Source organism: Ruegeria sp. AM4 (assembly GCF_056540665.1).
Genome location: NZ_JBQFXD010000009.1, coordinates 103,873 through 118,161, shown reverse-complemented (window position 1 = coordinate 118,161; position 14,289 = coordinate 103,873). Strand labels below are relative to the sequence as shown.

The 14,289-nt window shown below is 61.1% G+C and carries 14 protein-coding genes; 3 read left to right on the top strand and 11 right to left on the bottom strand.

Annotated features, from left to right (window positions below):
• Positions 1–122: 122 nt before the first annotated feature.
• Genes mutT through ACR0JA_RS16565 form a run of 3 tightly spaced genes read right to left on the bottom strand, consistent with a single transcriptional unit; the run spans position 123 to position 2,598 of the window.
• Entirely contained in the window at positions 123–521 is a 399-nt protein-coding gene (gene mutT / locus ACR0JA_RS16575) for an 8-oxo-dGTP diphosphatase MutT (protein WP_170334201.1), read from the bottom strand.
• Entirely contained in the window at positions 518–1,744 is a 1,227-nt protein-coding gene (gene argJ, locus ACR0JA_RS16570; RefSeq protein ID WP_480577254.1) for a bifunctional glutamate N-acetyltransferase/amino-acid acetyltransferase ArgJ, read from the bottom strand. The genes mutT and argJ overlap by 4 nt, the downstream gene beginning before the upstream one ends.
• 5 nt (positions 1,745–1,749) lie before the next feature.
• Entirely contained in the window at positions 1,750–2,598 is an 849-nt protein-coding gene (locus tag ACR0JA_RS16565; RefSeq protein WP_480577251.1) for a peptidylprolyl isomerase, read from the bottom strand.
• A 176-nt stretch (positions 2,599–2,774) separates the two neighbouring features.
• Between ACR0JA_RS16565 and secA the strand changes: the two genes are divergently transcribed.
• From secA to ACR0JA_RS16550, 3 genes are all read left to right on the top strand, one after another.
• Positions 2,775–5,492: a preprotein translocase subunit SecA gene (gene secA, locus ACR0JA_RS16560; RefSeq protein ID WP_480577248.1), complete on the top strand. Its 2,718-nt coding sequence runs from the start codon at positions 2,775–2,777 to the stop codon at positions 5,490–5,492.
• Positions 5,493–5,592: 100 nt separating this feature from the next.
• The gene (locus tag ACR0JA_RS16555; RefSeq protein ID WP_480577244.1) at positions 5,593–6,498 is read left to right on the top strand and encodes a hypothetical protein; all 906 of its coding nucleotides are present in this window, start codon (positions 5,593–5,595) and stop codon (positions 6,496–6,498) included.
• A 24-nt stretch (positions 6,499–6,522) separates the two neighbouring features.
• Positions 6,523–8,079, top strand: coding sequence for a phosphate ABC transporter substrate-binding/OmpA family protein (locus tag ACR0JA_RS16550; RefSeq protein ID WP_480577241.1), 1,557 nt, complete (start codon positions 6,523–6,525; stop codon positions 8,077–8,079).
• A 19-nt stretch (positions 8,080–8,098) separates the two neighbouring features.
• Here ACR0JA_RS16550 and radC read toward each other — a convergent pair whose 3' ends face one another.
• Genes radC through ACR0JA_RS16510 form a run of 8 tightly spaced genes read right to left on the bottom strand, consistent with a single transcriptional unit; the run spans position 8,099 to position 14,287 of the window.
• On the bottom strand, positions 8,099–8,854 hold the full coding sequence (gene radC / locus ACR0JA_RS16545) for a RadC family protein (protein ID WP_480577238.1): 756 nt from the start codon (positions 8,852–8,854) through the stop codon (positions 8,099–8,101).
• A gap of 35 nt (positions 8,855–8,889) precedes the next feature.
• Entirely contained in the window at positions 8,890–9,624 is a 735-nt protein-coding gene (locus ACR0JA_RS16540) for an ABC transporter permease (protein ID WP_480577235.1), read from the bottom strand.
• A complete protein-coding gene (locus ACR0JA_RS16535) occupies positions 9,621–10,349 on the bottom strand; it encodes an ABC transporter ATP-binding protein (RefSeq protein WP_480577232.1) in 729 nt (242 codons plus the stop codon). Before ACR0JA_RS16535 ends, ACR0JA_RS16540 begins: the two co-directional genes overlap by 4 nt.
• Positions 10,346–11,020 (bottom strand): thiaminase II, encoded by a 675-nt coding sequence (gene tenA, locus ACR0JA_RS16530; RefSeq protein ID WP_480577229.1) that lies wholly within the window; start codon positions 11,018–11,020, stop codon positions 10,346–10,348. Before tenA ends, ACR0JA_RS16535 begins: the two co-directional genes overlap by 4 nt.
• A complete protein-coding gene (locus ACR0JA_RS16525) occupies positions 11,017–11,952 on the bottom strand; it encodes an ABC transporter substrate-binding protein (RefSeq protein WP_480577226.1) in 936 nt (311 codons plus the stop codon). Before ACR0JA_RS16525 ends, tenA begins: the two co-directional genes overlap by 4 nt.
• An 18-nt stretch (positions 11,953–11,970) precedes the next feature.
• Positions 11,971–12,933 carry a HesA/MoeB/ThiF family protein gene (locus ACR0JA_RS16520; protein ID WP_480577223.1) on the bottom strand — a complete coding sequence of 321 codons (963 nt, stop codon included), beginning with the start codon at positions 12,931–12,933 and terminating at the stop codon, positions 11,971–11,973.
• Positions 12,930–13,526 (bottom strand): thiamine phosphate synthase, encoded by a 597-nt coding sequence (locus ACR0JA_RS16515; RefSeq protein ID WP_480577220.1) that lies wholly within the window; start codon positions 13,524–13,526, stop codon positions 12,930–12,932. Before ACR0JA_RS16515 ends, ACR0JA_RS16520 begins: the two co-directional genes overlap by 4 nt.
• Positions 13,523–14,287: a thiazole synthase gene (locus tag ACR0JA_RS16510; RefSeq protein ID WP_480577217.1), complete on the bottom strand. Its 765-nt coding sequence runs from the start codon at positions 14,285–14,287 to the stop codon at positions 13,523–13,525. Before ACR0JA_RS16510 ends, ACR0JA_RS16515 begins: the two co-directional genes overlap by 4 nt.
• Positions 14,288–14,289: the final 2 nt, after the last annotated feature.

Here is a 14,289-nt window from a genome sequence, read left to right as displayed (position 1 = left end):
GGCGCCTTTTTAATTCCTGCGCGCAATGATCATCTAATGTTCCAGCGAATATCGGTCGTTCCAGGAGCGATTCTGCGCCAATAGTCCGGCCGAGACCAGCCGCCCGATTGCCGGTACCAAACTTACAACCAATCCCGCAGAATCGGAATCAAGGGCACATCGGCCGCAGGCATCGGATAGTTGCGCAGATCATTCGCACGGACCCATTTCAGCGCCTGCCCCTCCTTTGACTGCGGAATTCCCTCCCATTTGCGGCAGGCGAACAGCGGCATCAGCAGGTGAAAATCGTCATAGCTGTGGCTGGCGAAGGTCAGCGGAGCGAGGCACGAGGCCCAGGTGTCGATGCCCAGTTCCTCGTGCAATTCGCGGATCAGGGCTGCCTCGGGGGTTTCGCCGGGTTCGATTTTGCCGCCGGGAAATTCCCAGAGACCGGCCATCGACTTGCCTTCTGGGCGTTGGGCCAGCAAGACGCGGCCCTCGATGTCGATCAGGGCGACTGCCGATACCAATACGGTCTTCACGAGCGGTAATCCGCGTTGATCTCGATATAGCCGTGGGTCAGATCGCAGGTCCAGACGGTTGATGCGCCCTCGCCCAGCCCCAGATCGACCGCGATCACGAGGTTTTGGCCTTTCATATACGCGGCGGCGTCTTCTTCGCGGTAATCCGGGCTGACCCAGCCTTTTTGGGCCACAAGGATGTCTCCGAACGAGATGCTCAGACGGTCGCGGTCAGCGGCAGCGCCGGATTTGCCAATGGCCATGACGATGCGGCCCCAGTTCGGGTCTTCGCCTGCGATGGCAGTCTTCACCAAAGGCGAGTTGGCAATCGCCAGCCCGTGTGTCTTGGCATCCGCATCCGAGGCGGCACCGGTCACGCTGATTTCCACGAATTTCGTGGCGCCTTCCCCATCGCGTACCACCTGCTGCGCGAGGTCCAGCATTACCGATTCCAGTGCCTCGGCGAAAGCTGCGTTGCCCGTGGCATCAACGCCCGAGGCACCGGTGGCACATAGAAGCAGGCTGTCGGAAGTCGACGTATCGCTGTCGACGGTGATGCAATTGAAGGTCCGGTCGGTCTGCGCGCTTAGCATCGCTTGCAAGGCCGATTGCTCGATCTGGGCGTCGGTGAAGATGTAAACCAGCATCGTCGCCATATCCGGAGCGATCATGCCCGAACCCTTGGCAATCCCCGCAATAGAGACTGTTTTGTCGTCTATCTCGACCTGCGCCGATGCACCTTTGGGGAAGGTATCCGTGGTCATGATGGCCCGCGCCGCGTCTTCGATCGCATGGCGGCTGAGGCCCGTTTTCAGCGTCTCAAGTTGGGCCACAATACGATCATGGGGCAGAGGTTCACCGATCACTCCGGTCGATGAGGTATAGACCCGCTCGACCGGAACGCCGGTTGCGCTGGATACCGCCTGCGTCACCTCAGCCACCGAGGTCTGGCCGTAATGCCCGGTAAAGGCGTTGGCGTTGCCCGAATTAACTAGAATCGCCGCCGGACCGTCGCATGGCCCGCCGATCTTGTCCTGACAATCCAGCACAGGGGCCGCGCGCGTGGCAGAACGGGTAAAAACCCCGGCCACCGAGGTGCCTGGATCAAGCACCGCCAGCATGACGTCAGTGCGGCCCTGATAGCGCACGCCGGCCTCGACGGTGGCAAAGCGCACACCGTCAATCGCGGGCAGATCGGGAAAGCCCGCCGGGGCCAGAGGAGAGACCTTGGTAATCGTCGCCACGAAAATTACTCCTGAATCAGATCCAGTTGGCGGATGATTTCCGGGCCAGCCCCTTCCATCTCGGGGCGGTCGATCTGCGCTTGTTCTGTCAGCTCATCGATCCGGGCTTGGATCGCCTCTTGCTGCAAGGTCTGGGCCAGATCCCCCCGGACCGCTTCAAGCGCGGGCGCTTCGGATTTGCGCGTATCGTTGAGTGTCACCAGATGCCAGCCGAACTGGGTTTGGACCGGCTCGGACACATCACCTTTCGACAGTTCCAGCACGGCTGCTTCAAATTCAGGCACCATGCGGCCCTTTCCAAACCAGCCCAGCGCGCCGCCATTCGGACCTGACGGGCCGGTGGACTTTTCTTTGGCTAGCTCGGCAAAGTCGGCACCGTCATCCAATTGCGCCTTGATCGCCTTGGCCTCGTCTTCGGTCTCGACCAGAATATGGCTGGCGTCGAACTCGTCCTCGCCTTCAAAATCCGCATATTGCGCGTCATAAGCGGCTTGAATCGCCTCGTCTGTGATCTCGGCATCGGTCAGCGCGTTCACCGTCTGCACCGCGCGCAGAGATCGGGCCTCATTTTCCAATGCCAGAGCGTTCAGTTTTGACAGGTCATCCTGCTGCTGGCCCAACAGCTGCTGTTGTACCAGTTGTTCAAGGATGAAGTCATACAGGACCTCATCTTCCAGCTGCTGATATTGCTGCGGCAAGCTGGCGACGGTGGCGATAACGTGACCCAATGTGATCTCGTCCCCGTTCACACGCGCCACAACGGTTGCAGCGTCGGGCTTGGTTTCGGCGGCCAGTGGCAGGGCCATCACAGCGGTCAGGGCCAGCGATGGCAAAAAAGTGAGGCCTTTGGGCATGGAATTATCCTATTTTCTTGCCGCGACAGGGCGCGGCGTTGACACTTCAGAACCTGCCGCTTACATCGCTTTGAAGCCTTGGACAGGGCCGCCTTTCACCCCCCGTATCTATGGGTTGCGCGCAAGGTGGGCAAGCCTGTCGCAACCAAGACAAGAACAGATCCGCTGGAGTGAACATGCTGGGACTCGGAACGCTCGCCAAAAAGGTGTTCGGAACACCGAACGACCGCAAGATCAAGGCGACCCGCCCCCTGATCGAAAAGATCAACGCGCTGGAACCCGAGTTCGAGAAACTGTCCGATGAGGGCCTGATCGAAAAGACCGCCGAGCTGCGCAAGCGCGCGCTGGACGGTGAGGCGCTGGATGACCTGCTGCCCGAAGCCTTTGCCAACGTCCGCGAAGGGGCCAAACGTGCGCTGGGCCTGCGCGCTTTTGACGTGCAGCTGATGGGCGGCGCGTTTCTGCATCAGGGCAACATCGCCGAGATGAAAACCGGCGAGGGCAAGACCCTTGTCGCCACCTTCCCCGCCTATCTGAACGCGTTGACCGGCAAGGGCGTGCATGTGGTCACGGTGAACGAATACCTGGCCAAGCGCGACTCGGAATGGATGGGCAAGGTCTTTGGCGCCGTGGGCATGACTACTGGTGTGATCTGGTCCGGCCAGCCCGATGCCGAGAAAATGGCCGCCTATAAGTGCGACGTCACTTACGCCACCAACAACGAGCTGGGCTTTGACTATCTGCGCGACAACATGAAGGCCGATCTGGATCAGGTCTATCAGAAACACCACAACTTCGCGATTGTGGACGAGGTCGACTCGATCCTGATTGACGAGGCGCGGACGCCGCTGATCATCTCGGGCCCGTCGCAGGACCGCTCGGACCTGTATACCGCTATTGATGCGCTGATCCCCTCGTTGCAGGACGACCACTTCACGCTGGATGAAAAGGCGCGCAACGTGACCTTCACCGACGAGGGTAACGAGTTCCTGGAGCAGCAACTGATCACCGCCGGGCTGATCCCCGAAGGGCATTCGCTGTATGACCCGGAAAGCACCACGGTCGTGCACCATGTCAATCAGGGCCTGCGCGCGCATAAGCTGTTCACGCGTGACAAGGACTATATCGTCCGTGATGGCAACGTGGTGCTGATCGACGAGTTCACCGGCCGCATGATGCCCGGTCGTCGCCTGTCCGAAGGGCTGCATCAGGCGATCGAGGCGAAAGAGGCAGTGACGATCCAGCCGGAAAACGTGACGCTGGCCAGTGTTACTTTCCAGAACTACTTCCGCCTGTACGACAAGCTGGGCGGCATGACCGGTACCGCCGCGACCGAGGCCGAGGAATTCGCCGAAATCTACGGTCTGGGCGTGGTCGAGGTTCCGACCAACAAGCCCATCGCGCGCGAGGATCGCGACGATCAGGTCTATCGCACAGCGATGGAAAAGTATCAGGCCATGATCGGTCAGACCAAAGAGGCCACCAAGAAAGGCCAGCCGGTTCTGCTGGGCACGACCTCGATCGAAAAGTCCGAGGTGCTGAGCCAGATGCTGACCAAGGAAGGCATCGAACACAACGTTTTGAACGCCCGCCAGCACGAGCAAGAGGCGCAGATCGTCGCGGATGCAGGACGTCTGGGCGCAGTGACCATCGCCACCAACATGGCCGGTCGTGGAACCGACATTCAGTTGGGCGGCAATGTCGAGATGAAGGTCCTGCAGGCGCTGGCCGAAAACCCCGAGGCTGATCCAAACGAATTGCGCGCCGCGGAAGAGGCCAAGCATGCCGAAGAAAAGCAGAAAGTGCTTGAGGCCGGTGGACTTTATGTGATGGCGTCCGAACGGCACGAAAGCCGGCGGATCGACAACCAGCTGCGCGGTCGCTCGGGCCGTCAGGGTGATCCGGGCCGCACGGTGTTTTATCTGAGCCTCGAAGACGACCTGATGCGTATTTTCGGCTCGGAGCGGTTGGACAAGGTGCTGACCACGCTGGGCATGAAAGAAGGCGAGGCGATCATCCACCCTTGGGTCAACAAATCGCTGGAACGCGCCCAGTCGAAGGTCGAAGGCCGCAACTTTGACATTCGCAAGACCGTTCTGAAGTTCGACGATGTGATGAATGACCAGCGTAAGGTGGTCTTTAGCCAGCGTCGCGAAATCATGTCAGCCGACGACCTGTCCGAGATCGTCTCGGACATGCGCGAACAGGTGATCGACGATCTGATCGACGAATACATGCCCCCCAAATCCTACGCGGATCAATGGGACACCGAAGGTCTGCACGAGGCGATCAAGGACAAGCTGAGCATTGACGCCCCGGTCCAGGATTGGGCCGCCGAAGAAGGTGTCGATGACGAACAGGTGCGCGAACGTCTGGTCAAATCCGCCGATGAAATGATGGCACAAAAGGCCGTGGCCTTTGGGCCTGAGAACATGCGCAACATCGAAAAGCAGGTTCTGCTGCAAACTATCGACGCCAAATGGCGCGAGCATCTGCTGACGCTCGAACATCTACGCTCGGTCGTTGGGTTCCGTGGCTACGCCCAGCGCGATCCGCTGAACGAATACAAGAACGAGAGCTTCCAGCTGTTCGAAGGAATGCTGGATTCTCTGCGCGAAACCGTCAGCCAGCAACTGTCCCGTGTCCGGCCTCTGACCGAGGAAGAGCAGAAGGAAATGCTGGCGCAGATGGCGGCGCAACAGGCTCAGTCGCAGCAGGCTGTTGATCAGGCCACGAACCGCGCCGAAGCGGTCGCCGAGGCCGAAGCATCCGGCGACCCGCGCCCCGGCTTTGTCGAGGACGACCCATCGACCTGGGGCAACCCGTCGCGCAACGATCCCTGTCCCTGCGGGTCCGGCAAGAAATTCAAGCATTGTCATGGCCGCCTGACCTGAGGCGGCCCGATTCCGGTCACAATGACTCCGTTGCGCGGCCACATATAAGCCGCGATTGTTAACGAGAGTACGACTCGCTCCTTCAACTGGGGAGAGTGATGTGTTTGTTGTAAGAAACTACGTGACCATGGGCGGCACTGTCGCTTGCGCCCTTGCGATCGGATATTTGATGCAGAACGGGTCGACACGCCCGTCAGACCCCGCCCCTGCTGCCGGTCAGGTGGCGTCAACCGGTCAGGCTTCGGTCCTGGCGGGGCTGGAGGCCGTGACGCTGACATCTTCCCGGACCTCGGGATCGGCCGAGACCACGCCGCAGCCGACTGAGCCGCTGCGCCTGCAACCGTCAAAGCTCGCAAATTGTGCCCTGACCGCACGTGCGTTTTCCGCATCGCAGGCGATGGCCCGGCTGATGGTCAAAGCCCCTTGCGCAGCGCAGGAACAGGTTCAGATCCGCCACAGCGGGCTGTCCTTCACCGCTATGACTGACGCTCAGGGCAAACTGGACCTGACGGTCCCAGCCCTGTCGGAATACGCGATTTTCCTGATTTCGCTGGAAGACGACACCGGCACAGTGGCTACAACCCATATCCCCGACCTGAAGAACTTTGAACGGGTGGCGCTGCAATGGCAGGGCGACACCGAACTGCAATTGCACGCGTTGGAATTTGGCGCCAGCTATGGCGAGGACGGGCATGTCTGGGCCAGCCCCCAAGCGTCCGGAGCCGGTTCGGTCATACATCTGGGTGCGCAACACGCGCGTCAGGTGCAGATATATTCGGTCCCGAACCGCGCCGATGCGCAAACAGGCGACATCGCGTTGAGCGTCGAGGCCGAAGTGACCGCCGCCAATTGCGGCGCGGACCTGAGCGTGCAGGCGCTGGAAATCCGTGGCGACCGGCGTTTGCGTTCGCGTGATCTGACGGTGACATTACCGGGCTGCGACGCGGCCGAAGATTTTCTGGTGTTGAATAATCTGCTCGAAGACCTGACAATCGCCGCACGGTAAGAGCAGTCAAATCAACGGTCCCCAATGGCATTTCTTCGTGCGGCGATGGCTGCGCTGATCGGCGTGGTTGCCCCATTTGGCGCATACGCACAGGACATCACACTCACGTCACATGACGGCAGCGTCGAAGTTGTCGGGACCCTTCTGGGCTATGATGGCGAGTTTTACCGTCTGGACACGCAATTTGGCGAGCTGACAATTGACGGCTCGGGCGTGACCTGTGACGGGCCAGCCTGCCCCAACTTGATCGATTTCGTGGCCGAGATTCGGTTCTCGGGCTCATCGGTCATGGCCGACACGTTATTGCCCACGCTGATCCGCGGCTTTGCCCGGCACGAGGGGCTGATTGCCGCGCAAGAGGACGAAGCGGGCCCCGAAACCGTCTACTCGCTGTCCCAGCTGGACCGCTCGGCCCCACTTGCGCGTCTACGGCTGCACGGTACCGATACAAGCGCGGGCTTTGCCGATCTGATCTCGGACGCGACGGACATTGTTATGGCCCAGCGAGAGATTCGTCCGTCTGAACATGACGCCGCCCTAGCCGCGGGTCTGGGCAATCTGACGGATCCACGGCGTTCGCGCGTTCTGGCGCTGGACGCAATTGTGCCTTTTGTGTCCCCGGATAGCCCGATCAATCAGATTTCGCCCGCCGATCTGGTGCGGATTCTGGCAGGCGAAATGTCGAATTGGATGGAACTCGGCGGACCGGACGCGTCCATCGCGCTGCACCTGCCCGAAACCGGATCGGGTCTGGCCCAGGCGATCGAGGATCAGTTGCCGCACGCGACCGATGCCGCGCTGACCGGGCACATCACCCGGCACCAACGGGGCCACGACATGGTTTTGGCGGTCGCCCGCGACCCTTTTGCTTTGGGAATTGGCAGCCACGCGGGTCTGGGATCGGCGCAGGCCCTGCCGCTGGCCGGCGGATGCGGGCATGCCCTGACCGCCACTCGGCATTCGGTCAAGACCGAGGATTATCCGCTGACCGCGCCGATGTTTCTGTATCTGCCGCCGCACCGTCTGCCGCGGATTGCCCGTCAGTTTCTGGCCTATGCCCAAAGCCCGGACGCACAGATGGTGATCCGCGAGGCCGGGCTGGTCGATCAGGCCCTGGAAACGACGCGGATCGGGCTTCAGGGCGACCGGCTGGCCAATGCAATCTCCACCGGAGGGGTCGAGGTCGGGATCGAGGAACTGCAGCGAATGATCGAAACCTTGCGCCCGATGTCCCGCCTGTCGCTGTCCTTCAGGTTTCAGGCCGGGTCTTCGCGTCCCGATGCCCAGTCACGCGCGAATATCCTGCTGCTGGCGCAGGCGCTTGAGGGTGGTTCGTTCGACGCCCGCAAATTGGCTTTTGTGGGCTTCAGCGATGGCGAAGGTCCTGCCGCCGCGAATGCCCGCATTGCGAAACTACGCGCCAATACTGTGCGAAACGCAGTTCTGGCTGCGGTCGAAACCACGGTTCCGGACAGCGTGGAATTGACGGTCGAAGGGTTTGGCGAGGCTATGCCGATGGCCTGCGACGACTCGGAATGGGGTAAAAAGGTCAACCGCAGGGTCGAGGTTTGGGTTCAGTAAATCGGCATCAGCGCTACCCTTACAGATAGCCTTGCGCCCGAAAGCTAAGCTCGGTCGACTTTCCAATGATCAGATGATCATGCAGGGTCAGGCCCAGCGCCGTGCAGGCATCCTGAATTCGGTTGGTCATGTCGATATCCGATTGCGACGGGGTCGGATCACCCGAGGGGTGGTTGTGTACCAGTATCAGCGCCGAGGCATTCAGTTCGAGCGCCCGTTTGGCGACCTCACGCGGATAGACCGGAACGTGGTCAACGGTGCCCTTGGCCTGCTCTTCATCCGCGATCAGCACGTTCTTGCGGTCCAGAAAGAACACCCGAAATTGCTCTGTTTCACCATGCGCCATGGTGGTGTGGCAATAGTCCAGCAACGCGTCCCAGCCCGAAATCACATGCCGCTGCATCACCCGCGCCCGGGCCATGCGATGGGCACAGGCCTCAAGTATTTTCAGGTCGGTGATGACCGTATCGCCAACGCCTTTGATCTGGCGCAAGCGCTCCTCGGGCGCGGTCAGCACGCGATTGAAATCGCCGAACGTGTCCATCAGCGCCCGCGCCAGAGGTTTCACATCCTGCCGGGGGATGGATCGGAACAGCGCCAGTTCCAGCAATTCATAATCCGGCATTGCCGCCGACCCACCGGACATGAATCGTTCGCGCAGCCGCTTGCGGTGGTCCTTGATATAGGAGGGTAACCGACCACTCGGCAGCGGCTGCGCTGGGGCTTCGTCCGTTTCGAAAAGCATTGGGGCTTCGGCAAAGGCGTCCTGGGTCATACTGGCACACTGACGCAGAATCAGTTTCTGATTGGTTAACGCGTCTCGCCTGCCATGCGCGCCGTCGCCCGGCGAACGATCATGTGCAGCAGGATCGAGAACACCCCAAGTGTCAGCATCGCCGCAAACATCAGATCGGTCTTGGCACGCCCGTTTGCCAACAGCATCAGATAGCCCAGCCCCTGCGAGGATCCGACCCATTCGCCGATCACCGCTCCGATCGGCGCGTAGACAGCCGCCAGCCGCATCCCCGAGGCCAGCGACGGCAACGCGGCGGGGATCCGAATGTGCCACAACACCGCGCGCTTTCCAGCCTGCATCGTGCGGGCCAGATCCAGATACCCCGCCGGTGTCCGCATCAGCCCGTCGAAGAAGGATGAGGTGATGGGGAAATAGATAATCAGAACGGCCATCGCCACCTTGGACCAAAGACCATAGCCCAGCCATAGGGTTAACAGCGGGGCCAGCGCAAAGACCGGCAACGCCTGCGTGAACACCAGCATCGGCTGAACCAATACCCTTGCAGCGCGGGAGTTCGCCAGTTGCAAGGCGGTGATGACCCCCAGAACCGTGCCGCAGGCAAAACCGATGACGACCTCGACCGCTGTGATCCAGGTGTGCTCGGCGATCAGCCAGCGGTTCTTCCACCAGGTTTCGGCGACCAGAGCAGGGCCCGGCAGGATGAATTTGGGCAGGTCGGTCAGCGACACGATCCCTTGCCAGATCGCAACCGCGAACAGGGTAGCAGCCAGGGCTGAGAGGGCTTTCACACGGCCTCCTCTCGCAGCAGTCGCAACAATGCGCCCTGCGTTTCCAGCGTCTCAAGATCATCGACCCTGCGCGGTGCTGCGGCGTGGGGCGGTTGGCACGGGGTCAAGCCGTGCTGGGTCATCACGACAATCGATTGGCCAAGCCGGGCGGCTTCACCCGGATCATGCGTCACCAGCAGGACGGTCCGACCCTGCAACGCCTCGGCGGCCAGATCCTGCATGTCTGCCCGCGTTCGCGCATCAAGTGCCGAGAACGGTTCGTCCAGCAGGACAATCGGGCGATCCTCCATCAGCGTTCGGGCCAGAGCCACGCGCTGCCGTTGTCCACCCGATAATTCCGTCGGTTTCTTCCTCATGTGATCCTGCAGCCGCATCCGTTCGATCAGGCGGTCTCGACGCGCAAGATCAGGCTTTTCCCCCCGAAGCCGCGCACCCAGCGAGACGTTTTGGGCGACCGTAGCCCAGGGCAACAGCAAATCGTTCTGCGCCATATAGGCCACGCGTTCCGGTACTGCGGTGCCATCGCTCGCGGTGATGTCGCCGGTAAACTGCGCCCCGGTTTCAAGCCCGGCGATCAACCGCAGCACGGTGGTTTTTCCAACGCCCGATCCGCCCAGCAGACATGTCCACTGCCCCGCCCCAAGGGTCAAGGTAAGCGGCGCAAACAAGGTCGCACCGTCAATCGTGGCCGTTCCGCTGATGGTCAGATCGGGCGCTTGCGTCACGGGGTCAGCCCCATTTGCCAGAAATTGACCTCGAGCTCGGTGGCAGTGCGAAAGGTCTGGCACAGTCTCTCCCACCGGGGTGAGGCCTGAAGATCCGCCCCTATGCGCCGTGTTAGAGCCTGATCCAGCATTTCGCCCACTGCGACGCAGGCATCCTGATAATCCTGCCCCGCATAGGTGTCGATCCAGTCGCGATAGGTGTCCGAGGTCGCCTCGGGCGCCAGACGCGCGCCGATCTCGCCATAGCCCATCACGCAGGGAACAAGCGCCGCCAGAAGATCCAGCAGATCCCCGCTATACCCGGCCTCGAGGACAAAGCGGGTATAGGCGAGGTTCTCGTGCCGCTCGGGTGTTGCAAACAGCTCCTCCTGCGAAATCCCTGCGGCCTCGCAGACGCCGATATGCAGCTTCATCTCTTCGCTGATCAGCCCGTTCACGGTGCGCGACGCGGCCAGCATTTCCTCGTGCGTCTCTGACTTGACCACCGCCAGCGCCCAGGCACGGGCGAAATGGATCAGGAACACATAGTCCTGCCGCAGATAGTGCAGGAACGCCGCGCGCGGCAATGTCCCGTCCCTCAAACTTTCGACAAAGGCGTGGCGGGTGTATGCCCGCCACGGTCCCGGCGTTGCATCGCGCATCAATGCGAAGGCTTTGCCATACCCGCTCATTTCGCGGTCACATCGATGGCGATATCGCTGACAGGGTTGATGCTATCGATCATGCCGCTGTTTTTGAGGAATTCCTCGTAATGCGAGTACCGACCTGCATCAAAGGCCGCCGGGCGCAGCGCAAACCGGGGCAGGGTATCGACCCAGGCACGCGCATTCAGCTCATCCTGAAGCTCGGTCGAGGTGGCGGCAAAGATCTCCCAGCTCTTTTCGGGGTTGTTGACGATGTAATGGGTCGCCTTCTCGGTCGCGGCCAGGAATCGCGCAACTTTGTTGATGTCCATGGTTTCAGGGTTGGCAACATAGATCAGCTCATCGTAGGGGGGCACGCCCTCTTCCTCGATGTAGAAACAGGTGCCGGGTGCGCCTTCGATATCCATCTGGTTCAGTTCAAAGTTGCGATAGGCGCCAATGACTGCATCCACCTGCCCCGACATCAGCGACGGGGACAGCGAGAAGTTTACGTTGATCAGCTCGACCTCATCCAGTTTGACATCGTACTTGCCCAGAACAGTGCCCAGAACGGCCTCTTCCACACCTGCAACCGAAAAACCGATCTTCTTGCCCTTAAGGTCCGCAGGCGACTTGATCGGGCCATCCTTGAGAACCAGCAGACAGTTCAGCGGCGTTGCAACCAGCGTGCCGACACGTTTCAGCGGCAGCCCTTCGTGGATCTGCAAGTGCAGCTGAGGCTGATAGGACACCGCCAGATCGGCCTGACCGGCTGCGACCAGACGTGGTGGAGCAGACGGGTCCGCAGGCGGGACGATTTCGACCTCAAGGCCTTGCTCAGCAAAATATCCGTTTTCCTGCGCTACAATGATCGGGCCATGATCGGGGTTGATGAACCAGTCCAGCAGCACCGTCATCTTGTCTTCGGCCCAGGCTGGCGCGGCGGCCAGAAGCGCAATCGCTGTCATCAGCTTTTTCATGTCTCGCGGTTCCTTTTTTCACGAGGTTGCGGCCGCGACGAGGACAATCTCGCCGGACCAATCCGGTTGAATGCGTTCGGCTGCGCGCCAGGCCCGCAGTCCTGTTGCACAGCACAAGGCCAGTCTTTGCCCCAAGTTAGACTCTGTTTTCAGAGATTCCGGCGCGATTCGGCGCGCGCGGGGATGAATGGCTACAGGCGCTTCGTCGACGTCACGTAGCTCGACAATCATGTCGTCCGGCTTCAGCTGCGACGGCGCGATAAATCGGAAATGACCGTCGGGTTCCGGTGCATCGTCAAAGCGAAAGGTCGAACTGCGGCATGTCCGGCCGTCATATTGTGTCACCTGACCCAGTGGTGCTGGATCGAGCCCCAGAATCACGTTCAACGCCATCTGCGCCTGCATTGCGCCGACCACACCGACAACTGGCCCCAATACGCCTGCTGTCGCGCAGCTGGCCCCACTGTCCGGTGCATCCGGGAACACTGCGCGCAGCGAAGGTGCACCGCCGCAGAACCCGCCGACATACCCCGTCATCCCCAGCACCGAGGCGCTGATCAGCGGGGTGCCGGTGGCAAGACAGGTATCCGAAAGGGTGTAGCTGGCGGCATAGCTGTCCGCACAATCCAGAACCAGATCGAACTGTTCGACCATCTCCGGCGCATTTTCGGGAGTCAAAGCGCATTCGACCGCGTCGATACGCACATCGCTGTTCAATGCGCGGCACCTTTGCGCGGCAATTTCGGCCTTGGGCTGGCCGCAATCCTGTTCAGCAAACAGGGTTTGCCGATGCAAATTAGACAGCGAAACGGTATCACCATCCATGATCGCCAGCGCACCGACGCCAGCGCCCGCCAGCAAGGGAAGCGAAGGCGCAGCCAAGCCGCCCGATCCGACCACAAGAATGCGTGCGTCCGACAGGCGTGACTGACCGTGTGGCCCAACTTCGGGCAGGGTTATCTGGCGCGCGTAGCGACTCATCGTGTGGCCTCGACCCATTGGCGGACGCGCGTTTCGGGGTCGCTGTTCAGCGTAATGTCGGTGACCGCCGAGACGATGTCGGCCCCCGCTGCCAAAACGCCGGGCGCACGTTCGACGCTCATCCCGCCGATCCCGACCAATGGGATCGCGCCGACACGGCGTTTCCATTCGGTCACGCGCGGCAGACCCTGCTGGTGCCACTTCATCTTTTTCAGGATCGTCGGATAGACCGGACCAAGCGCCACATAGTCGGGATCCATCGCCAGAACCCGCTCCAGCTCATCATCGTCATGGGTCGAAACACCCAGCTTTAGACCCGCTTTTCGGATCGCTTTGAGGTCTGCATCGTCCAGATCTTCCTGTCCCAGATGAACCCAGTCGCAGCCTGCATCGATCGCCTGTTGCCAATAGTCATTGACCACCAGAACCGCACCATGTTCGCGGCACAGGTTGCGTGATTGAACGATCTGGTCTGCGACATCCTCAGCCGGTTGATCCTTGATGCGCAGCTGCACCAATTTCACGCCCAAAGGCAGCATTCGGCGCAGCCAGTCCGAGTGATCGAAAATGGGATAAAAGCGATCCAGAGTCATGACAGAAACGCCTTTCCGATCACCGGGGTCGAGGGCTCGGCCATGTCGCGCGGTTCAATCGGGTCGGCCTGGTTTGCCAGTTGCCCTGCCTCGATGGCCAACGCCATCGCGCGGGCCATCTCGACCGGGTCCCCGGCGCGTGCCACGGCGGTGTTCAGTAGCACTGCGTCGTAGCCAAGTTCCATTGCCTGCGCTGCATGGCTGGGGAGACCGATCCCGGCATCGACCACCAGCGGGATATCGGGAAACTCGGCCCGCATCGCCCGCAACGCATAGGTGTTCGACAGCCCGCGGCCAGACCCGATGGGGGCCCCCCAGGGCATCAGAACCTCGCATCCCGCGTCAAGCAACCGCTCGCCTACGATCAGGTCGTCGGTGGTGTAAGGGAACACCTGAAACCCGTCATCGGTTAGAATGCGCGCCGCCTCGACCAGTTGGAACACATCCGGTTGCAGGCTGTCGGTATGGCCGATGAGTTCCAGCTTGATCCATCGCGTGTCAAACACCTCGCGCGCCATATGCGCAGTTGTGACGGCCTCTTTGACCGTGTGGCACCCGGCGGTGTTGGGCAGGATCGTTACGCCCAAATCGCGGATCATTTGCCAAAAGGTCTGACCCGCGCCAGACTCGCGGCGCAGGGATACGGTTGCGACAGCGGCGCCGCTCTCCCGGAACGCCTGTTCCAGAATGGCCGGGCTGGGATATTGCGCGGTGCCCAGCATCAGCGGGTTGGGAAGCCGGAAGCCATAGAATTCATTCATCG